Annotated in this window: 22 protein-coding genes and 1 tRNA gene; 17 read left to right on the forward strand and 6 right to left on the reverse strand. The window is 63.5% G+C overall.

The genetic code is table 11. From position 1 onward, the window contains the following. Window positions 1–6: 6 nt before the first annotated feature. From lepB (ACSBOX_RS08075) to ACSBOX_RS08120, 10 genes are all read left to right on the forward strand, one after another. On the forward strand, window positions 7–684 hold the full coding sequence (gene lepB, locus ACSBOX_RS08075) for a signal peptidase I (RefSeq protein WP_442545551.1): 678 nt from the start codon (window positions 7–9) through the stop codon (window positions 682–684). Beyond that, window positions 685–1,632, forward strand: coding sequence for a signal peptidase I (gene lepB / locus ACSBOX_RS08080; RefSeq protein WP_442545552.1), 948 nt, complete (start codon window positions 685–687; stop codon window positions 1,630–1,632). After that, window positions 1,632–2,378: a ribonuclease HII gene (locus tag ACSBOX_RS08085; protein ID WP_442545987.1), complete on the forward strand. Its 747-nt coding sequence runs from the start codon at window positions 1,632–1,634 to the stop codon at window positions 2,376–2,378. The genes lepB (ACSBOX_RS08080) and ACSBOX_RS08085 overlap by 1 nt, the downstream gene beginning before the upstream one ends. Window positions 2,379–2,456: 78 nt before the next feature. Further along, entirely contained in the window at window positions 2,457–2,801 is a 345-nt protein-coding gene (locus ACSBOX_RS08090; protein ID WP_028267525.1) for a DUF2469 domain-containing protein, read from the forward strand. Between the two features lie 128 nt (window positions 2,802–2,929). After that, window positions 2,930–3,286, forward strand: coding sequence for a YraN family protein (locus ACSBOX_RS08095; protein WP_442545553.1), 357 nt, complete (start codon window positions 2,930–2,932; stop codon window positions 3,284–3,286). Next, complete coding sequence (locus tag ACSBOX_RS08100; protein WP_442545554.1) at window positions 3,287–4,828, forward strand: YifB family Mg chelatase-like AAA ATPase; 1,542 nt, start codon at window positions 3,287–3,289, stop codon at window positions 4,826–4,828. Window positions 4,829–4,839: 11 nt separating this feature from the next. Continuing rightward, on the forward strand, window positions 4,840–6,066 hold the full coding sequence (gene dprA, locus ACSBOX_RS08105; protein WP_442545555.1) for a DNA-processing protein DprA: 1,227 nt from the start codon (window positions 4,840–4,842) through the stop codon (window positions 6,064–6,066). 141 nt (window positions 6,067–6,207) lie between these two features. After that, window positions 6,208–6,543: a hypothetical protein gene (locus ACSBOX_RS08110; RefSeq protein WP_442545556.1), complete on the forward strand. Its 336-nt coding sequence runs from the start codon at window positions 6,208–6,210 to the stop codon at window positions 6,541–6,543. 290 nt (window positions 6,544–6,833) lie between these two features. Beyond that, entirely contained in the window at window positions 6,834–7,799 is a 966-nt protein-coding gene (locus tag ACSBOX_RS08115; RefSeq protein WP_442545557.1) for a tyrosine recombinase XerC, read from the forward strand. Between the two features lie 260 nt (window positions 7,800–8,059). Continuing rightward, window positions 8,060–8,563, forward strand: coding sequence for a DUF3145 domain-containing protein (locus ACSBOX_RS08120; protein ID WP_078108617.1), 504 nt, complete (start codon window positions 8,060–8,062; stop codon window positions 8,561–8,563). A 121-nt stretch (window positions 8,564–8,684) separates the two neighbouring features. Here ACSBOX_RS08120 and fabF read toward each other — a convergent pair whose 3' ends face one another. The 5 genes from fabF to ACSBOX_RS08145 form a co-directional block, all read right to left on the reverse strand. Continuing rightward, complete coding sequence (gene fabF / locus ACSBOX_RS08125; RefSeq protein WP_241710849.1) at window positions 8,685–9,920, reverse strand: beta-ketoacyl-ACP synthase II; 1,236 nt, start codon at window positions 9,918–9,920, stop codon at window positions 8,685–8,687. Between the two features lie 140 nt (window positions 9,921–10,060). Beyond that, a complete protein-coding gene (locus tag ACSBOX_RS08130; protein WP_028267518.1) occupies window positions 10,061–10,306 on the reverse strand; it encodes an acyl carrier protein in 246 nt (81 codons plus the stop codon). A gap of 108 nt (window positions 10,307–10,414) precedes the next feature. Next, window positions 10,415–11,476 (reverse strand): beta-ketoacyl-ACP synthase III, encoded by a 1,062-nt coding sequence (locus tag ACSBOX_RS08135; RefSeq protein WP_442545558.1) that lies wholly within the window; start codon window positions 11,474–11,476, stop codon window positions 10,415–10,417. Next, the gene (locus ACSBOX_RS08140) at window positions 11,473–12,402 is read right to left on the reverse strand and encodes an ACP S-malonyltransferase (protein WP_442545559.1); all 930 of its coding nucleotides are present in this window, start codon (window positions 12,400–12,402) and stop codon (window positions 11,473–11,475) included. Before ACSBOX_RS08140 ends, ACSBOX_RS08135 begins: the two co-directional genes overlap by 4 nt. Before the next feature lie 88 nt (window positions 12,403–12,490). Next, window positions 12,491–13,735 (reverse strand): PucR family transcriptional regulator, encoded by a 1,245-nt coding sequence (locus ACSBOX_RS08145; protein WP_442545560.1) that lies wholly within the window; start codon window positions 13,733–13,735, stop codon window positions 12,491–12,493. 3 nt (window positions 13,736–13,738) lie between these two features. Between ACSBOX_RS08145 and ACSBOX_RS08150 the strand changes: the two genes are divergently transcribed. After that, window positions 13,739–13,936: a hypothetical protein gene (locus ACSBOX_RS08150; RefSeq protein ID WP_442545561.1), complete on the forward strand. Its 198-nt coding sequence runs from the start codon at window positions 13,739–13,741 to the stop codon at window positions 13,934–13,936. Here ACSBOX_RS08150 and aceE read toward each other — a convergent pair. Beyond that, complete coding sequence (gene aceE / locus ACSBOX_RS08155; RefSeq protein WP_442545562.1) at window positions 13,933–16,701, reverse strand: pyruvate dehydrogenase (acetyl-transferring), homodimeric type; 2,769 nt, start codon at window positions 16,699–16,701, stop codon at window positions 13,933–13,935. The genes ACSBOX_RS08150 and aceE overlap by 4 nt on opposite strands. Window positions 16,702–17,101: 400 nt before the next feature. On the opposite strand from aceE, the gene ACSBOX_RS08160 reads away from it, so the two are divergent. The 6 genes from ACSBOX_RS08160 (at window position 17,102) to ACSBOX_RS08185 (ending at window position 20,845) form a co-directional block, all read left to right on the forward strand. Continuing rightward, the gene (locus ACSBOX_RS08160) at window positions 17,102–17,524 is read left to right on the forward strand and encodes a DUF3052 domain-containing protein (RefSeq protein ID WP_078108631.1); all 423 of its coding nucleotides are present in this window, start codon (window positions 17,102–17,104) and stop codon (window positions 17,522–17,524) included. Further along, a complete protein-coding gene (locus ACSBOX_RS08165; protein ID WP_442545563.1) occupies window positions 17,521–18,024 on the forward strand; it encodes a peroxiredoxin in 504 nt (167 codons plus the stop codon). The genes ACSBOX_RS08160 and ACSBOX_RS08165 overlap by 4 nt, the downstream gene beginning before the upstream one ends. A gap of 5 nt (window positions 18,025–18,029) precedes the next feature. Further along, window positions 18,030–18,962 carry a Sir2 family NAD-dependent protein deacetylase gene (locus ACSBOX_RS08170; protein WP_442545564.1) on the forward strand — a complete coding sequence of 311 codons (933 nt, stop codon included), beginning with the start codon at window positions 18,030–18,032 and terminating at the stop codon, window positions 18,960–18,962. Window positions 18,963–19,044: 82 nt separating this feature from the next. Beyond that, a tRNA-Val gene (locus ACSBOX_RS08175) sits at window positions 19,045–19,120 on the forward strand. Window positions 19,121–19,232: 112 nt separating this feature from the next. Further along, window positions 19,233–19,760, forward strand: a complete 528-nt coding sequence (locus tag ACSBOX_RS08180; protein ID WP_442545565.1) for a methyltransferase family protein — start codon at window positions 19,233–19,235, stop codon at window positions 19,758–19,760. Window positions 19,761–20,047: 287 nt separating this feature from the next. Continuing rightward, the gene (locus ACSBOX_RS08185) at window positions 20,048–20,845 is read left to right on the forward strand and encodes an IclR family transcriptional regulator (RefSeq protein WP_442545566.1); all 798 of its coding nucleotides are present in this window, start codon (window positions 20,048–20,050) and stop codon (window positions 20,843–20,845) included. Window positions 20,846–20,952 lie beyond the last annotated feature (107 nt).

The following is a 20,952-nucleotide window of genomic DNA, read 5'->3' on the forward strand; positions in this document are numbered from 1 at the left end:
CGAATCATGGACCACGCAAAACGCCAGCCCCGGAAACAGGGCTGGCGTTTTGTTTTGCTCGCACTTGTCCTTGCCGTGGCTATCAGCGGGCTTGTCCGGTCGTTGTGGCTCGATGTCTACTTCATCCCCTCCGAGTCCATGGAGCCGATCCTGGGCACCGGAGACCGCATCCTGGTGTCCCGGACCGATTTCGCGGCGGAGCCTATCCGCCGGGGAGACATCGTGGTCTTCGACGGCAGGGGAACCTTTGCCCCGCTGAACAGCGGCAAAGGAGCTTTTGCCGACGCCGTGGCCGCCACGGGCCATTGGCTGGGCCTGACGGGAAGCGATACGACATACGTCAAACGTGTCATCGGGCTCCCCGGAGACCATGTTGTTTGTTGTGGCAACGGCGGCAAACTCACAGTCAACGGTCAGCCGCTTGAGGAACCCTATCTGTATCCCGGCGACACGCCGAGCGAGCAGAGATTCGATGTCATCGTTCCCAGCGACCGATTGTGGCTCATGGGAGACCACCGTTCACGATCGGCCGATTCCCGGGGCCTGCTGGGCGCACCCGGCGGAGGAATGGTGCCGCTGGAGCGTGTCATCGGGCGTCCGGTCCGGATTGTCTGGCCGCTTGATAGATTTGCAGAACTGCCTCGCCCTGCGCAGGCCGGTACAACCTCGAAGAACGGACAATAGATGCCCGAGACAACTCCCGGGAAGCCGGAACGGCACGACGACGACGCCCGGCTCCTGGACGGAACGTCCGCTTCCGCCATGGATCTTGCAGCGGACGACGCCGATCCGGCGGCGGGCAGGGCGACTGGCTCGAACGCGGCCGCTTCCGAGGAGCAGGAGTCTCCGCGCCGCGCTGCGCGGCGGGGCTCGCGATTGGACTCGGGCGAAAGCGATCAGCCCGAAACCGCCGGCAAAACCCACGGCAGTCCGTTCCTCGGCTGGCTCAGGGAAATCGGCACCGTGGTGGTCATCGCCATCGTGTTGTCTTTCCTCATCAAGACTTTCCTGTTCCGGGCCTTCTTCATTCCTTCCGAGTCCATGGTCAACACCCTTGACGTGGACGACCGGATCTTCGTCAATCTGCTGGTCCCGCAACCTTTCGCGCTGCAGCGCGGCGACATCGTGGTCTTCAAGGACACGCAGGGATGGCTGCCGCCCACGCAGAAGGCTGCGCCCGGGCCGTTCAAATGGTTCCAGGACGGACTTGTGTTCGTCGGGTTGCTCCCTGACGAGACAAACCAACACCTCGTCAAGCGCGTGATCGGCCTGCCGGGGGACAGGGTCTCCTGCTGCGACAGTTCCGCCCGCGTCAGCGTCAACGGCACGGTCCTCAACGAGAGCTACATCAATCCTGCCCAGGTTCCGCTGGCCAAGCCTTTCGATGTAGTGGTCCCTGCGGGCAAAATTTGGGTTATGGGCGACAACCGCAACAACTCCGCCGACTCCCGCGAACACCAATCAGTCAACGGTGGTTTCATCGACATCTCCGACGTCGAGGGCCAAGCCACGGTCATTGCGTGGCCCATCAACCGTTGGCAGATCCTCGACAACCACTCCGATGTCTTCCGCAACGTCCCTGCGCCGTCGCCCCAGAACACGGCTTCACCCACGGCTCCAGCGGGCAAATGATGGCGCCCGCAGGGACCAGGACGGCGGGAGCGGCAACTCCGGTTCGAGCGCAGCGGAAACCCGCGGCGCGGACCAAGCACGCTCCTGAATTTCCGACCCTGGATGTCGAACGGGGTTTCCTGGCTCCGGGAGTCACCCTTCTGGCAGGTGTCGATGAAGTAGGCCGTGGAGCCCTCGCCGGACCGGTCTCGGTGGGGATCGCCGTCGTCGACCTCGCGGACCACGGCCTGCTCGCCGGTGTTCGCGACAGCAAGCTTCTCAAACCGGAGGAGCGTGAGCGGTTGGAACCGCTGGTACGCGAATGGGCAGTTGGTTCCGCGGTAGGCCACGCAAGTTCGGCGGAAATCGATGCGCTGGGAATTGTGGGTGCCCTGCGCCTTGCCGGAACACGCGCCTGGTTCGAGATTCTCGCTTCGGGCGTGCATCCGGACCTCGTCCTGCTGGATGGCAGCCACAACTGGCTCTCGCCCCAGGGCCAAGGTTCGTTGTTCGACGCCGAGCCCTCCGGACCTGCTTGTGAGGCGCCGGTCCACACGCGGGTGAAGGCAGACATGAGCTGCCTCAGCGTCGCCGCCGCCAGTGTGCTTGCCAAGGTAGCGCGCGACCACATCATGCTTGGGCTGCACGAGGAATATCCGGCGTTTGGCTGGAGCGAGAACAAGGGCTACGCCACGTCGTTCCACCGTGATGCCCTCAGATCATTGGGTCCTACGCAGTACCACCGGACCAGCTGGAACCTGCTCTAGCCTCCGCTTTTCCGCGTCCTGGACTGGGCCGGCCGGGCCGTGGCGGCGTGCGCCCGCTCTATGGTGCAAGATGGATCTATGAGTGCCGAGGATCTTGAGAACTACGAAACCGACATGGAGCTGCAGCTCTACCGCGAATACCGCGACGTCGTTGGTTTGTTCAGCTACGTTGTCGAGACCGAACGCCGGTTTTATCTGGCAAACCACGTTGACCTGCAGGCCCGCAGTGCCGACGGCGAGGTCTATTTCGACTTGACCCTCCAGGATGCCTGGGTGTGGGACGTCTACCGTTCGGCCCGATTCGTGAAGAATGTCCGGGTCATTACGTTCAAGGACGTCAACGTCGAAGAACTGCCGCGCAACGAGGAACTTTCCCTGCCGAAGGACGGCGACCTAGGGGATCTCGGCAACCTGGGTAACTAGGCCCCGGGCGACTAGGAAGGCCCGCCCACTCTTCCTCCACACCGTCCGGCTGACGGAGTTTCCCACATAGCCGAACTGCCCCCTGTCTTTGGTTTCTCCGCGCCTCCAGGCTGGAAGCGGAGGTGGTCATGAAAGCCAAAGACTTGTTGGGCCGGCACGGTGAAGCGCTGGCTGTCGCTTTTCTTGAAACCCAGGGAATGCGGATTGTGGACCGCAATTGGAGATGTTCCGAGGGCGAGATCGATATCGTGGCGCTCGACGGTGACACCTTGGTGATCGCCGAGGTCAAGACACGGAAGAACCTTGCCTACGGGCATCCTTTCGAAGCGGTCGGCGCCGCGAAACTCGCCCGGCTCCATCGCCTGGCTCTTTTCTGGTGCCGCGATCACGAGCTGCGCGCCCTGCGCCGTCGGGTGGACGTTGTGGGAATCATCGACGACGGCGTGGGCGAGCCGCAGCTTGAGCACCTCAAGGGTGTGGGCTAGATGGGCGTCGGCCGGAGCTACTCGGTGGCGCTGCTTGGCCTGAACGGCTACATCGTGGAGGTTGAGGCGGATATCGGCCAGACACTTCCTAGCTTTGTGATTCTAGGGCTGCCGGATGCTTCCCTGAACGAAGCCAAGGAGCGCATTCGTTCCGCGGCACAGAATTCAGGCATCCCGCTGAGTCGTCGGAAGATCACCGCGAACCTGATTCCAGCCTCGCTGCCGAAGCGCGGCTCGGGTTTCGACCTCGCGATCACCATGGCAGTGTTGCGCGCTGCTGGTGATATCCGTTCCACCGAAGATACGGTGTTCATTGCCGAGTTGGGACTGGATGGCAGGTTGAGGCCGGTTCGCGGCATCCTGCCGGCAGTCATGGCGGCCGTTCAGGCAGGCCACCCCGAGATTGTGGTGGCCCAGGCAAACGTCGCCGAGGCGGAGTTGGTTCCGGGTGCGGTGGTCCGCGGCTACAAGACCTTGGCCCGCCTTGCCTTTGATTTCGGTGCCAATCCGCAGGACCTGGCCTTGGATTATGACCCGGCCGACGGTGACGTTCCAGGAGATGGGGATGCCGGTACCGCGGTTGTTCCGGATCTTTGTGATGTCTCCGGGCAGGGCGATGCCCGCCGTGCCTTGGAGGTTGCGGCGGCCGGGGCACATCATGTGCTGCTTTGTGGTCCGCCCGGGGCGGGCAAGACGATGCTTGCCGAGCGGCTCCCGGGGCTCTTGCCGGATTTGGGGGACCGGGAAGCCATGGAGGTCACGGCGATCCATTCGCTTTCGGCTGTCCATGTCGATTCGGTACAGCTGTTGCGGCGGCCGCCCTTTGAGAACCCCCATCACAGCGCCACCGCGGCAGCAATCATCGGCGGTGGTTCCGGCCTCCCTCGGCCCGGGGCGGCATCACGGGCGCACCGTGGAGTCTTGTTCCTGGACGAGGCGCCAGAGTACGAACGCCGGGTCCTGGACGCCCTGCGGCAACCCCTGGAAAGCGGAGAGCTGGTCATTCATCGCTCTGCAGGCACGGCAGCATATCCGGCGCGCTTCCAACTGGTGCTCGCGGCCAATCCTTGTCCCTGTGGGAAGGCCACCGGCAAGGGAGTCGATTGCACGTGCACTCCGGTGATGCGGCGCCGCTACTTCGGGCGGATGTCCGGGCCGTTGCTGGACAGGGTGGACATCCAGCTTCAGGTGGAGCGTGTTTCCCTCGCGGACTTCGGGCAAGCCGGTGCGGAGGAAGACACCGCCACCGTCGCATCGAGGGTCCAGGCCGCGCGTTCACGGCAGCGTCAACGCCTGGGGAGTCTCGGGATGGAAACCAATTCGCAGGTTCCCGGGCGCTTGCTGCGCGGCGAGCTGCGGCTCCCTTCCGCGACCACGAAGATTCTGGATACCTCCTTGGAACGCGGAATCCTCACTGCGAGAGGTTACGACCGGGTCCTCCGTTTGGCTTGGACCCTTGCGGATCTGGGCCACAGGGACCAACCCCACAGCGACGATATCGGGCAGGCCCTCGGCTTGCGGCAGGCGGTTGCGGCCGCATGAAAGGACACGGCATGACTGAACACCACAACCAACTCACGCAGGACGCTCCGGACAGGAAAAGGGAGCGACTTGCCCGGGCAGCGCTGTCTCGGTTGATGGAACCACAAGATGCGGCAGGGCTCGCGTTGGTACAGGCGGCTGGCGCCGTTGACGGCCTCAAAATAGCAACCGGCGAGCTCCCACCCGGGCCCGGGCTTGAGCAGGAAGTGGCCTCCCTGTTGGTTGACAACGGGGCTTCTTCTGTTGGGGCCGGATTGGCGGCTGCACTTCGGCGGTGGGCGCCAAGGATCCCGGACCTTGCCCCGGAACGGGATCTTGCCACCATGCAACGCCTGGGCGGCCGCATGATCGTCCCCGGCGACCGGCTATGGCCCGTGCAGTTGGCGGATCTGGGCCTTCATGAGCCGCTGTGTTTGTGGTGGCGGGGACACGAAGTGGAATTCCCACCCGCAAAGCGGGTCGTGGCCCTTGTCGGCTCACGGGACAGCACCAGCTACGGGGCCTCCGTCACGGGCGACTTCGCCTATGGGCTGGGCCAGCGCGGCTGCACCGTGGTGTCTGGAGGGGCGTACGGGATCGACGCCCATGCGCACCGCGGGGCTTTGGCCGGAGGCACCGGCGACATGCCGACCATCGCGGTGATGGCCGGCGGCGTGGACCGATACTACCCATCCGGAAATGAGGATCTGCTGCGTGCCGTGGCGAACCAAGGGGCGGTCATCGCGGAGGTTCCCCCGGGCTCGGCGCCCACCCGTTACAGGTTCCTCCAGCGGAACAGGATTATCGCCGCTTTGGCGGCCGTGACCGTGGTGGTGGAAGCGCGATGGCGTTCGGGAGCCCTGAATACGGCCCATCATGCTGAATCAATCGGCAGGACGGTCGCGACCGTACCGGGATCCATCCATAGTGCCAACTCCGCAGGCTGCCATCGGCTCCTCAGGGATGGCGGGGCTGTCTGCGTCACGGATGTCGGCGAAATCGTTGAACTGGCGGGATCGAGCGGTGAAGGGCTCGTCGGTGAAAAAGCGACGGCCGCCTCAGACCACGACGGACTCACCCTAGAGGACCTGATCCTGCTCGACGCCCTGCCCATCCGTTCGACGAGCTCGGTGGAGAAGCTTGCCGTCGTCGCAGGACTCAGTCCCGAGTCCGTCAGGGCAGGTCTTGGACGCCTTGGCCTGTTGAGCTTGGCGGTATCAGTGGGCGGCTCGTGGAAGAGGTCTGGGAAGCAAGGGTGATTTTCGGACTGGATGGCAGGTTGAGGGGGTCAAATTCGAAACTTAATTGACAGTCAACTATCGGTTAACTCCACGCAGCCGTAGCGTCGGTAGGGACGACACCGGGGATCGTCCTTCTGTCGTTTCAGCAAAGGAGCCGAAATGACTGTGAAAGTAAACGTACTTTCCATCTTTGCCGCGATTGCATTGCTCATTTTCCCAGCCCAAGGGGCCACGGCGTCACCGACTTTTTCGAATCCGGTTCACAGCGATGTCACGTTCCCAAGTTCGAAAACCGATCAGGCTATCGAGGCTGCTATCGATGAGGCGTTCGCAGGAAGCGACCAAGATCTGGTTTCGCTTTTGCATAGTCCTGAGGCTGATGCGACTCGGACAGCGCTCCGGGCGCGGCTCGAAGCCCGCGGTGATTTTCAATTTATCCCTCCCTTCCCGCAGGTGGGGCGGTGGGCTGGGCTGTATATGGCATCGGTGCTATAGCGGGAGGTGCGGGTGTCGTCTGGAGCTGTGGATAGTTGCTCCTCGAGACTAACCACGCTGGAGAGGGGATGATGTGGACATGATGAAGTCAAGGGTTCAGCCCGCGAGGTTCGTGATTGGACAGCAAATCGGTCTCGTTTTGATCGCGGGAGCAGTCTGGTTCGTCCGAGGCGGCCCCGGACCGGTATGGCTCTGGGCTATTATCGCGGTCTGGCAGGGCTTGCTCCTTTGGCAGTACTACAGGATGTACAGGTCCATGGCTCATAGGTGAAAAAAGGCCGAACGTGGCGATGGCAGCCACCAGGCCCCTCGGCTGGCACAGTGGAAGGGTGCAAGAGAAACCGCTCCCCGAAGCACTCGCCGGATCCGTCCAGGACTTCCGGCGTTACCTCGAAAGCGAACGGGCCAGGTCCGCCCACACCGTGAGGGCGTACATCGCGGACGTCGAGAACCTGCTGCGCTTCGCTGCCGCTGAGGGGGTAGAGAAGCTCGCAGATTTGGAACTCGGCACCCTCCGGCGTTGGCTGGGGGCGCAAAGCGAATCCGGCCGATCCAGGGCAACACTCGCCCGGCATGCCGCGACGGCCCGCGCATTCACCTCCTGGGCCCTGAGGGAAGAACTCATCACCTCGGACCCTGCTATTCGCCTCCAGGCCCCCAAACGGGACCACACACTCCCTGGAGTGCTTCACCAGCAGCAGGTCTCCAGGATCTTCGAGAACCTGTCAGGGGCAGCCGCCGATGGCTCCCCGATGCCGCTGAGAAACCGCGCCGTCGTCGAACTTCTGTATGCCACAGGGATCCGCGTCGGCGAGCTTGCCGGCCTGGACATCGATGATCTCGATCAGGACCGCCGGACTCTTCGCGTGCTCGGTAAAGGAAACAAGGAACGGACGGTGCCCTACGGGGTGCCGGCTGCGCTCGCCGTCGACGACTGGCTTCGCCGCGGCCGTCCGCGGCTCGCAACCGAGCGTAGCGGACCGGCACTTTTCCTCAGTTCACGGGGCAACCGTATCGATCAGCGCCAGGCCCGCAGTGTCGTCAACGACCTCCTTGCAGCCTTGGGGGATACCGCGGCAACCGGACCCCACGCGTTGCGCCACACTGCCGCCACCCATTTGCTCGACGGCGGGGCGGACTTGCGTGCGGTGCAGGAAATTCTGGGACACAGCAGCCTCGCAACAACACAGATCTACACCCACGTCTCCGTGGACCGGCTTCGCAAGAGCTACCAACAAGCCCATCCTCGTGCGTAAGGACAAGAAACCGTGCAACACTTCGAACAGTCCAAAGGGAGAAAAACGGCCCGTCCGGGAATCGCACTGGCGTAATTCCGGTCCGTACGGCAAAATGAAAGCACTGTGGGGAAACTTTCAACCAAAACTTGAATGTTCTTCCGCTGCGGAAAAAATCATAGATAGGTAGGGAAAACCGGAACAGCGCGGCACCCGCGCAACAAAATTTCATCCAGGCAGAGGTCGTTGGGGAAGACGTACCTACAGCTATGGAGGATGGAATGTCTGTTGCAATAACCCGCGGTGTCTTGTTTGTGCATTCGGCCCCTACCGCGTTGTGCCCTCACGTTGAGTGGGCCATTGGATCGGTCGTTGACAAGCGGACCGATCTTGAGTGGACCCCTCAACCAGCCGCGCCCGGAATGTTCCGCGCCGAGCTCTCCTGGGCCGGCGTCCCCGGAACGGGTGCCCAGTTGGCTTCGGCGTTGCGCGGGTGGGCACACCTTCGCTATGAAGTCACCGAGGAGCCCAGCCAGGGCGTGGACGGCGCGCGTTGGTCGCACACGCCGGAGCTGGGAATTTTCCATGCCGTCACCGATGTCCACGGCAACATCATGGTGACCGAGGATCGCATCCGCTACGCCTACGAATCGGGAGCGGGAGATCCTGCCGCGGTCTACCACGAACTTTCCTTGGCTCTCGGCGAGGCCTGGGACGAAGAGCTCGAGCCTTTCCGGCACGCCGCTGAAGGTGCCCCCGTGCGTTGGCTTCACCAAGTCGGTTAGCAAGCACCTCGTCGCTGAGGAACGACGTACCGAGACAATTTCTCCATAGCAAAGAGGAGGGCCCCACCGCGGTGGGGCCCTCCTCTTGTGCCTGGCTTGCGCGCCGGAGCTGGTGCAACCGTCAGACGTTGCGGATGGCGATGACTGCGTTGTGGCCGCCGAAACCGAAAGAGTTGCTCAAAGCGACGATGTCGCCGGCAGGCAAAGTGCGAGCCGAAGTGACGACGTCGAGCGGGATCTCCGGATCCTGGTTCTCAAGGTTGATGGTCAACGGAGCCTGGCGTTCGTAGACGGCGAGTACGGTCAGTACGGCTTCCACGGCCCCTGAAGCGCCCAACAGGTGCCCCATCTGCGACTTGGTGGCGGAGACCGCCACATTGTCGACATGGGCGCCCAGTGCCGCACGGAGCGCCGTGTACTCGGGCTTGTCACCGACGGGCGTCGAAGTGGCGTGGGCGTTGACGTGCACGACGTCCTCGGCCTGGATGCGGCCGTCGAACATCGCAGCCTTCAACGCGCGGGTAGCGCCCAGGCCTTCCGGGTCCGGCGCCGTGATGTGGTAGGCGTCAGCCGTGACTGAAGTGCCGGCGAGCTCAGCGTAGATGCGCGCGCCGCGGGCGATCGCGTGCTCCTCGGCTTCCAGGACCAGGGCGCCGGCGCCTTCACCCATGACGAAGCCGTCGCGGTCGCGGTCATAAGGCCGCGAAGCGTGCTCAGGATCGTCATTGCGGCGGGAGAGCGCCTGCATCGAGGAAAACGCGGCAAGCGGCATCGGGTGGATGGCGGCTTCGGCGCCACCGCACACGACGACGTCGGCCTTGCCCGAGCGGATGAGATCCAGGCCGAGGTGCATGGCTTCGGTACCGGAAGCGCAGGCGGAGACCGGGGTGTGCGCACCGGCGCGGGCACCAAGGTCGAGGCTGACCGCCGCGGCGACGCCGTTCGGCATGAGCATCGGAACTGTCATGGGAAGGACCCGGCGGGGACCCTTTTCCCTCAGCGTGTCCCAAGCGTCCAGGAGCGTCCACACGCCGCCGATGCCCGTGGCGAAGGCCACGGCAAGGCGGTCGTGGTCGATTTCGGTAATACCGGAATCTGCCCAGGCCTCGCGTGCGGCGATGACACCGAACTGCGTGGAGGGGTCCATGCGCTTGGCTTCAACGCGGCTCAGGACCTCGAGGGCCGGCGTCGAGCACCGGGCGGCAAAGTGGACCGGAAGGTCATACTTGGCAACCCACTCGTCCTCGAGTGTGTGGGCACCGGAGACCCCTTTGAGCGCGTTCTTCCACATTGTGGGGACGTCGCCGCCGATGGGCGTTGTGGCGCCCAGACCGGTTATGACTACTTTGCGTGCCATGCGATCACTCTCTGTCGGATCAGCCAGCCCATGTGCTGTTCTCACTGGGAAGGCAGGAAAAAACTTTGGGAGATATAGCAGCTGTGCCGGACTTCGGATGCAACAGGTCGCACCCGAAGTCCGGCACAGTTGAGGCCAGGCTAGGCCTGTGCGTTCGAGATGAAGTTGACGGCGTCGCCGACGGTCTTGAGGTTCTTGACCTCTTCGTCCGGGATGCGGACGCCGAACTTCTCTTCAGCGTTGACGACGATGGTCATCATGGAGATGGAGTCGATGTCCAGGTCCTCGGTGAAGGACTTGTCCAGCTCCACGGCTTCGGTGGCGAGGCCGGTCTCTTCGTTCACGATTTCAGCCAGGCCGGCCAGGATTTCTTCGTTGCTAGCCATTGTTGGCTCCTTTTCTTGTTGTCCGGCTATTGCCGGAAATGGGGGCAAACCGCGGATACGGCTTGGGTTTCAAAGCACTATTCAGTTGGAAGGCAGAGGCCGCCCGAGTTAAGGAAGGACGATCACTTGGGCGCCGAACACCAGGCCGGCACCGAAGCCGATCTGCAAGGCAAGGCCACCGCTGAGCTCCGGGTTCTCCTTCAGGAGCCGGTGCGTGGCCAGCGGAATGGAAGCGGCGGACGTGTTTCCCGCGTCGGCGATGTCCCGCGCAACCACCACGGTCTCGGGAAGTTTGAGCTTCTTGACCATTTCGTCGATGATCCGCATGTTCGCCTGGTGGGGGACAAAGGCGGCGAGATCCGAGGCTTCGATCCCTGCGGCGTCGAGGGCTTGCTGTGCAACCTTCGCCATTTCCCAGACGGCCCAACGGAATACCGTCTGGCCGTCCTGGCGGAGCGTCGGCCAGACATCCTGCGCTGCGGAAATAATGGCCTGATCGTCGGATTCGTCCGAATGGCGGGCAGTCTCGCCGAGGTTGCGGACTTCGTCGAGGGAATGCGTCATGCCGATCGCGTTCCACTTGCTGCCATCGGATCCCCAGACGGACGGGGCAATGCCGGGTGTGTCGGACGGGCCGATGATCACGGCGCCGGCGCCGTCTCCAAGGAGGAAGGAAATGGTTCGCTCATGGTTGTCGATGACGTCGGAGAGCTTCTCGGCGCCGACCACCAGGACGTATTCAGCCGCGCCCGAGCGGACCAGGGCATCGCCCTGGGCAATGCCGTAGCAGTAGCCCGCACATGCCGCGGAGATGTCGAAGGCCGGTGCCGGCGTGGCGCCCAAGCGGTCGGTCAGGGCGGCAGCCGCGGACGGTGTGGCATACGGGTGCGTGACGGTGGAGACGATGACTGCCCCGAGCTGGGAGGCCTCGATGCCGGCCTGCTTGAGCGCCTCACGGGCAGCACCCTCGGCCATGTCGATGACGCTGACATCGGCCGCAGCGCGGTGGCGGGTCACGATGCCCGTGCGCTGCCGGATCCATTCGTCCGAGGAATCGATCCACTGGCAGACGTCGTCGTTGGTGACGATGATGTCAGGGCGGTATGCCCCGATGCCCACAATGCGTGAGAATTCTTTCGTCGGTGCCTGCTTGAGTACTGGGGCGCTCATGCGTCTCCCTCCAATTCCGCGAAGAGTGCAAGTGCAGCGGACAAATCGTCCGGTGTCTTGACGGCGACGGTTTTCACGCCCGGCATGCCGCGCTTGGCGAGGCCCGCCAGGGTGCCGGCCGGTGCCAGTTCGATGAGGCCGGTGACCCCGCGCTGGACAAGGTTCTCCATGCAGAGGTCCCAACGCACCGGGCGCGAAACCTGGGCGATCAAGCTTTCGACGGCGGCGCCGCCGTCGGTCACTTCCTGGCCGTCGAAGTTCGAGAGCAACGGAACCGTGGGAGCCTGCGGCTTGAGTGAAGGGCGCAGTGCTTCGAGTGCGCTCACGGCCGGAGCCATGTGGGAGGTGTGGAATGCTCCGGCGACCTTCAGCGGGATCACCCTGGCTTTGGCCGGAGGGTTGTCAGCAAGTGTCTGGAGCTGTTCGAACGTGCCTGCGGCTACGGTCTGGCCCGCGCCGTTGACATTCGCGGGAGTTGCGCCGGCAGCCTCGATGGCTGAAAGCACCTCGGCCGGATCGCCGCCGACGACGGCACTCATTCCTGTGGGGGTGACCGCCGCGGCAGCGGCCATGTTGTTGGCACGCTCGCGGACAAACGTCATGGCTTCTTCTTCGCTCAGGACACCCGCCAGCGCCGAGGCCGTGATTTCCCCGACCGAGTGGCCGGCCAGGACGATCGGAAGGGTGCTGAGTTCGACGTCGAACAGCGATTTCGCTGCCACGAGGCCTGCGGCGACGATCAAGGGCTGCGCGACCGCAGTGTCCTTGATGATTTCTTCATCGGAGGTGGTGCCGTGGGCCTTGAGGTCGATGCCTGCGATTTCGCTCAGGGAGGCCAAATGGCCTTCTACGGAAGGGAGCTCCAGCCAAGGGGCCAAAAATCCAGGGGTCTGGGAGCCCTGTCCAGGGCAGACGATTGCAAGCACGTAACCAGCTTTCCAAATTGCCGCGTGAACTACTGGTGTTTGCGTACACCAAGCTCACTGGGTCAGTTTGTAGGAAGTCTACAACGGTTCAACCCGCGGATCGGGTACCGTGACGCTCCGGCGCCGCCTTTGGCTGGGCCGAAAGCCTGCCCACGACCAGCGCGGTTTGGAGCACGAAAGCCTCCCGCGGGAGGAGCGGGTCCCACCCTGTGACGTCGCAGACGCGCTTGAGACGATACCGCACGGTGTTCGCGTGGACGAACAGTTCGCGGGCAGTCGCTTCGAGGGAATGGCCGAGTTCCAAATAGGTGCCGAGGGTTTCAACCAGGCCGTTGGAAGCGGCGAGCAGTGGCCGGTAGATGTTCTTGATGAGGGAGCGGCGGGCGGCGTCGTCGCCTGAGACGACGCGTTCCGGGAGGAGGTCGTCCGCGGCGACCGGTCGCGGAGCCGACGGCCAGGCCTTGGCGGCGGTGAGACCGGCGAAGGCTGCCTGGGCGGAGCTGCTGGCTTCCAACAGGGAGCCGGCCTCGGGTCCGTAGACCACCGCGCCCGGTGCGAACAGTTCGCTGAGTTTCAGGTACGCGGTGTCGCGGTCCTGCACGCCACCCAGAATCAGGATGAGGCGGTCGCCCTGGATGCCTACCAGGGCGTCCTCCGCGTACCGTCCGGCGGTCCGGCGCAACTCGCTCACATAGCTTGCGCTCGGTTCCGATGGCGAGTTTCCCACCATCACCGTGAAACGCTCCTGTGCCTTCCAGCCGAGGGCCGCGATGCGGGAACGAAGGGCATCGGTATTCTCGCCGCGGAGGATGGCGTCCACAATGAGCGCTTCGAGCCGGGTGTCCCAGGAACCGCGGGACTCGGCGGCGCGGGCGTAGACATCCGCGGCGGCGAACGCAACTTCCCGCGAATAGCGCAGGACCGCTTCGCGCAAGGAAGGTTGGTCGGCTTCGGGCGCGATCACCGGGACCTGGTCCTCGACCACTTCGACGACGATCCGGATCAGCTGGAGGGCCTTTTGCAGGCTGATTGAGCGGGTCAGCTCGGTAGGAGCATTCCCGAAGACATCCGTCAGGATCCACGACGGCGAGCTCGGCCTCTCGTACCACGTCACGAAAGCCGCGATTCCGTTTTGGGCAACCAGGCCCAACGCTGAACGTTCGTCGGAGCTCAGCCGGCTGTACCACGGCAATGATTTCTCAAGCTTGCGCATGGTGGTGGTGGACAGTTGCCCCACGTTGGCACGGAGCCGCTTGAGGGTCTCCGCCTTTTCCGGTGTTACCGTGCGCGCAGCCGCTTTACGTTTCGCGGGGGTTTGAATCGGCTCTGCCATGCCTTGAGCATACGGCGCATCATCCACAAGCTCCATTTGTGCGAAGGCTACAACTGCGATTGGTACGCGTCACGCGCCCGCTGCACCGAACGGCGCTGCGGGCGCTGGTCGGCAAAGGCGTTAAAGCCCGACGGCGGCCCGCACCTTTCGGTGCGGACCGCCGTCGAGATGTCGCTTGGCTTTGCTTCGCTGGAGGCTTAGCTTTCGCCGCCCGCCCCGCCGGTGGTGCCGGCGTTGACATCTAGGAGGCTGTACTTCTCGATTGCCAGGGCCGGTGCCTGGGCGTCAACTTCGCCGCGGCGGGCGAGGAGTTGGAGGGCCTTCACGACGATGGAGTGGGTGTCGTTTTTGAAGAAGCGTCGTGCGGCTTGGCGGGTGTCGGAGAATCCGAAGCCGTCGGCGCCGAGGGAGGCGAATTCGTTGGGGATGAATTGGCGGATCTGGTCCGGGACGGCCTTCATGTAGTCGGTGACGGCGATGACCGGTCCGGTGGCGCCTGCGAGTTGCTGGGCGACGAACGGGGTGCGGGGTTCTTCGCCGGGGTTCAGGAAGGCGTGTTCTTCGGCGGCGAGTCCGTCGCGTCGGAGTTCGTTCCAGGAGGTCACGGACCACACGTCGGCGGAGACTCCCCAGTCCTGGGCGAGGACTTTCTGGGCTTCCAGGGCCCAGGGGACCGAGACGCCGGAGGCCAGGAGCTGCGCGCGGGGCCCGTCGGTTTTCGCCGGGCTGAGCAGGTAGATGCCCTTGAGGAGGCCTTCGGTGTCGAGGTTCTCCGGTTCCGCGGGCTGGCTGATGGGCTCGTTGTACACGGTGAGGTAGTACATGAGGTTCCGGTCGGCGGAGTTCTCACCGTACATGCGTTCGAGGCCGTCGCGGATGATGTGTCCGATTTCGTAGCCGTAGGCGGGGTCGTAGGTGAGGACGGCGGGGTTGGTGGAGGCCAGGATGGGGGAGTGTCCGTCGGCGTGTTGGAGTCCTTCGCCGGTGAGGGTGGTCCGTCCTGCGGTGGCGCCGATGATGAAGCCGCGGGTCATTTGGTCCGCGGCGGCCCAGAAGGCGTCGCCGGTGCGTTGGAAGCCGAACATGGAGTAGAACACGTAGATCGGCACGAGGGGTTCGCCGTGGGTGGCGTAGGCGGTGCCGGCGGCGGTGAAGGCCGCGACGGCGCCGGCTTCGTTGATGCCGGGGTGGATGAGCTGGCCCATGGGGGATTCCTTGTAGGCCAGGACGAGGTCCCGGTCCACGGAGAGGTAGTTCTGGCCCTTGGGGTTGTAGATCTTCGCGGTCGGGAAGAACGCGTCCATGCCGAAGGTCCGCGACTCGTCCGGGACGACCGGGACGAAGCGTTTGCCGAAGTTCTTGTCCCGCATGAGGTCCTTCAGGAGCCTCACGAAGGCCATGGTGGTGGCAGCCTGCTGCTTGCCGGAGCCGCGCTTGGCGACTTCGTAGGACTTGGCCTCGGGCAGGGTCACCGGGGTGTGGGCGGAACGGCGTTCGGGAACGGACCCGCCCAGGGCTGCGCGGCGGTCCATCATGTACTGGATTTCCGGGGCGTCCATGCCGGGGTGGTAGTACGGGGGACGGTACAGATCGGTGTCGAGCTGCTCGTCGGTGATGGGGATGCGCAGGTGGTCACGGAAGGCCTTGAGGTCTTCCATGGTGAGTTTCTTCATTTGGTGGGTCGCGTTGCGGCCCTCGAAGTGGGGTCCGAGTCCGTAGCCCTTGACGGTCTTGGCCAGGATCACGGTGGGTTTGCCCTTGAACTCCGTGGCGGCCTTGTACGCGGCGTAGACCTTGCGGTAGTCGTGGCCGCCGCGTTTGAGGTTCCAGATCTGGTTGTCGTCCAGGTCCGCGACCATGTCCTTGGTGGCCGGGGTTTTCCCGAAGAAGTGTTCGCGGACGAACCCGCCGGATTCGGCCTTGTAGGTCTGGTAGTCCCCGTCGACGGTTTCGTTCATGATCTTCACCAGGGACCCGTCGGTGTCCTTGGCCAGGAGCTCGTCCCATTCCCGGCCCCAGACGACCTTGATGACGTTCCAGCCCGCGCCGCGGAAGAACGCTTCCAGTTCCTGCATGATCTTCCCGTTGCCCCGGACGGGCCCGTCCAGGCGCTGGAGGTTGCAGTTGATCACGAAGTTCAGGTTGTCCAGGTTCTCGTTCGCGGCGAGCTGGAGCAGGCCGCGGGACTCGGGCTCGTCCATTTCCCCGTCGCCCAGGAACGCCCAGACCTGCTGATCGGAGGTGTCTTTCAGGCCGCGGTCGTGCAGGTAGCGGTTGGACTGGGCCTGGTAGATCGCGTTCATCGGGCCGATGCCCATGGACACGGTGGGGAATTCCCAGAAGTCGGGCATCAGGCGCGGGTGCGGGTAGGAAGAGAGCGCGTGGCCCTGTTTGGACTTTTCCTGCCGGAACCCGTCCAGGTCCTCCTCGGAGAGCCGGCCTTCCATGAACGCCCTCGCGTACATGCCCGGGGACGCGTGTCCCTGGAAGAAGACCTGGTCCCCGCCCGAGGCGTGGTCCTTGCCGCGGAAGAAGTGGTTGAATCCGACCTCGTACAGGGTCGCGGCCCCGGCGTAGGTGGAGATGTGCCCGCCCACCCCGATGTCGGCTCGCTGCGCCCGGTGCACCATCACGGCCGCGTTCCAGCGCATGTACGCCCGGTACCGGCGCTCGAACTCCTCGTTGCCCGGGAAGACCGCTTCCTGGTCCGCCGGGATCGTGTTCACGTAATCGGTGGTCGTCACCATCGGCACCCCCACCGACTGGGACCCCGCCCGCTGAAGCAGGCTGCGCATGATGAACTGCGCCCGCTCCGTGCCCTGCTCCCTGATCAACGCATCCAAAGACTCAACCCACTCGGCAGTCTCTTCCGGATCACGATCAGGCAGCTGGGAAGTCAACCCGCTAAGGATGTGTGAGGTCTCTTCTCCTGCAGCCACGTCCAACCTCTCTTTTGGCGCATTCATCGTCGCCTCAGGTCCGGCAGGGTAACTGCCCGTCATGAACGCGGCGTGTGCGACATATCGGTTACAACAGCCCGGTCATGTGCGCCGGGCAGGTTCTCTTGAGCTTGAGCTGCGCTATTCGCGGCGGGCGGTTGCCCTGCAGCCAAAGTCTTCAATGGCCACTGTAGCTTTGTACGAGCCGCGATGCGTAGCCGCGCGGTCGTGAAGGCGTTGTATGTCACACTCAAGCTGTTACATCGTAGGCAGTTGTAGCTGCAGCCATGGCTACAGCGCCGATCGTCACCATGGCTTTAGCCGTGGCCGGGGCGCGGATTATGGTGGAACGCGGGACAATGGCTTGAAGCACACGCCCAAAGGGTGTTGGCTTGTAGTAATCGAAATCACTTCAAGAGGAGGAAACGTGAGCGAGGCCGACGCCGCCACATCGGTAAATGTGGCGGAAAGATTGGGTTTCAAAGATGGGGATCTAATTCAGGAACTCGGTTACGACGATGATGTCGATTTCGATTTGCGTGAAGACATTGAGGAACTCACAGGTTCCGAGCTGCTTGACGAAGACGATCACGAGGTAGTGGATGCGGTCATTTTCTGGTGGCGCGATGGTGATGGAGACCTTGTCGACGCACTGGTGGATTCACTGACCACCCTGGGTGAAGGCGGCGTGGTTTGGGTACTGACCCCCAAGTCAGGCCGTGACAACTACGTCTCACCTTCGGATATCCAGGACGCGGCTCCCACTGCCGGCTTGCATTGCACCACCTCCGCAGGCGTCTCCAAGGACTGGAGCGCCACGCGGCTTGTAGCGCGCAAGAAGAACAAGTGACCCACTCCAGGTTGAACCCTCCCGGACTGCATCCGGGAGTTCCCGTTGTGGGCCAGGAAGCCCCGGATTTTGAGCTCGTGAACCAGTTTGGGGAACCGGTGCGCTTGTCTGGTTTCCGCGGCCGCAACGTGGTGGTGGTCTTCTATCCTTTCGCTTTCTCCGGAATCTGCACGGGGGAGCTGTGCGAGATCCGTGACAATCTGGGTATTTTCGAACACGCCAACGCCACAGTCCTTGGGGTGTCGGTGGACAGCAAGTTTGCCTTGCGGGCGTACGCGGACAAGGAAGGCTACGAGTTCGATCTCCTGGCGGACTTCTGGCCGCACGGCCAAGTTGCCGAGAAGTATGGCGTGTTTGATGCAGCTACCGGAATGTCGTTGCGGGGCACTTTCATCATTGACGCCGCGGGCATCGTCCGCTATGTCGTCGTCAATCCGCGAGGCCAGGCACGCGACTTAGCGGAATACCGCGAGGCATTGTCCGCACTTGGCCAGGCCTAGCGCCGATGAGCGCCCAACGGCCCGGCGTCGGAATGACTGGCTTCGCCATACTTCCGCCGGCGCCTGCGGCTGAGCTGGATGCGGGCGAGGTGGAGCTTCTCCGCCAGGCCGGCGGGATTCTCGGCGGCAAGAGGCTTGCTGTTTTGACGGGCGCCGGCCTGAGCACGGATTCCGGCATCCCTGACTATCGCGGCCCTGGAGCCGCACCGCGGAATCCTATGACCTTCCAGGAGTTCATCGGAAGCCCTGTGAACCGGCGTCGCTACTGGGCGAGGAATCACCTTGGATGGTCCCACCTCAGGCACGCGGACCCGAATGCCGGGCATGCCGCCGTCGCGCTCCTTGAACGGCGCGGGCTGCTCACGGGACTCATCACCCAGAACGTGGACCGTCTGCATGAGGACGCCGGCAGTATCAATGTGGTGGACCTGCACGGCCGCTACGATCGCGTGATCTGCCTGGACGAGGGGCACGTCTTCACGCGACGGCTCTTGGCATCCATTCTCGAGGAAATCAATCCCGGCTTCCTCGAAGCCGCCCAGGCTTCCGGCGTCGTGGAAATGGCACCGGACGCCGATGCCTCGGTGGAGGATCCCGAACTCATCCGATCGTTTGTCGTCGCTGTTTGTCCCGTATGCGGTGGAACGCTCAAGCCCGACTTCGTGTACTTCGGTGAAAATGTGCCCAAGGATCGCGTGCAGCGCGCCTATTCCATGGTGGACGAAGCCGGGGCGCTGCTGGTGGCGGGTTCTTCGCTGACCGTCATGAGCGGGCTGAGGTTCGTGCGGCACGCAGCCAAACTCGGCAAGCCGGTAGTGATCATCAATCGTGGTCCGACCCGCGGCGACGGATTCGCGGATCTCAAACTGGAAGCAGGAGTCAGCGGCGCGCTGGCCTGGCTTGCCGCTGAGCTTCCCGATCTGCTCCCGTCCAAGTGAGTCGATTAGTGTTCCGGGCGATTGATCCGGTAGAGTACATGTTCGTTGGTTGAAGCGCCGAGGGTGCGGAAACCAGTGTTTTGGGTCTTTAGCTCAGCTGGTAGAGCGCCACGTTTACACCGTGGATGTCATCGGTTCGATCCCGGTAGGACCCACCAAGAAGAAGAGCCCCTGAGCTGCGGAAACGCAGTCCGGGGGCTCTTTCGTTTTATTCAGGGCCCCCGGGCTCCGATGGTTGTGGCCAATCGTTTCGCGGTTCAGAATGGCAGCATGACAGCGTCCGTAGATGCAGCGCGTGACAAGAGGCTGGCGGAAATCGGTACGGCGGTGTTCGCCTTGGCCCCCGCAACCTTCGCAGGCTTACTGCCGTGGGTAATGACCCGTTGGAAAGTGCGGCGCCCCGTGCCGGGCGGACTGGCGGCCCAGTGCGCAGGTGTAGTGCTGATCGGCGTAGGCGCGGCGGTGATCACCAATTCGTTTGCGAGGTTCGCACTTGAAGGAATCGGCACGCCGGCACACTTTGCGCCACCGAAGAACCTCGTGGTCAGCGGTTTCTACAGGTTCGTGCGGAACCCCATCTACGTGGGCATTGGCGCCGCACTCACCGGACAGGGTCTTCTGTTCGGAGAGCCGAAGCTGTTTGGCCTGGCGGCGCTGGGCGCAGTTCCCGTGGTGGCTGTCGTCAGATTGCATGAGGAGCCGACGCTGGCACGTAAGTTCGGCGCCGAGTATGAGGACTACCGCGCCAACGTTCCGCGCTGGCTGCCACGCCTCACTCCTTGGCAGCAGCAGGGCTAGCTTCGCGCCTGATCCCCAGCGGGGAATTGGAAAAGCTCTCCACCGCGACTATTGGGGGATGCCGCGGTGGAGAGCTCATAGATGAATATACAGAGAATTTCTGGATATGGAAAGGAAGCCGTTCTCCGTCCGGCGAGTCCCATCCCGTCACCAAGCCACTATGATGGTGATTGTTCAGTGGATTGAACAAGCGTTGTGCCTCGGACTGGAGTTCCGCTGCCCCTGGGTAGCGTTTCTGCCTGGCACGCGCCCACTCTGCGCCAGACGCCCGATTGCGAAGGAGAATCATGGCCGATTCCCGCACCCACCGTTCCACCGAAGGATTGGGAAGCTCCTCGCCGGCGCCTGCCGTGACCCGCGCAGCCGCGGTCCTGGATGCCTTGGCGGAGGCGCCGTCGGGCCGCCTGACACTCAGCGATCTTTCGAGGGAGCTCGGGATTCCGAAGTCTTCCACATCAAACCTGCTCATGGCTCTTGAGGAAGCCCGGTTGATTACCCGCGAAGGTGCCGATTTTTCGCTCGGCCGGAAGCTGGTTGAACTTGGTGCCGCCTACCTCAGCCGGCTCGACGAAGTGCAGGAGTTTTACAAGTTCTGCGAACAGGCGCCAACGCTCTCCGGCGAAACAGTGCGGATTGCGATGATCGATGGCGACCACATCATTTACCTGGCACGCTACGAAGGGCACCCGGCCGTCCGGCTCACGTCGAACATCGGCGACAAAATGCCGCTGTCCCTGAGCGCCGTCGGCAAGGTCCTCCTGGCGCAGCTTCACGACCATGACATTGAAGCAATGTTCCCGGACGACGTGGAGCTCCCTGTCATGACCCCGAAGTCCCTCCGGAGCGCCGCTGAGCTCAAGGCCCAGGTGGCCGCGATCCGCAAGCAGGGCTACGCCCTGGAGGACGAGGAATCCACTCTCGGCGTGGTTTGCCTTGCCGTGCCCGTCCCTACCCACGGGGCGCATGGCCCCAGCCTGGGTCTCTCGGTGACAGCCCTGAAGGCCACTTTTTCCGAGGAGCAGGCCGCCCTCATGGTGAAGGAACTCAAGGAGCTCGCCCACTCGCTGGGCAACCCGATGGGATAACGGATCTGACCGCCCGGACGGGGTCATAAATAAATCTGATTACACCACTTGAAACTTGTCCAACGTACTGTACTCTGTTCAATATAGTGATTCACGCCATGGCGGCT

The sequence above is a fragment of the Arthrobacter sp. KN11-1C genome, assembly GCF_052180225.1.
Taxonomy (GTDB): Bacteria; Actinomycetota; Actinomycetes; order Actinomycetales; family Micrococcaceae; genus Arthrobacter.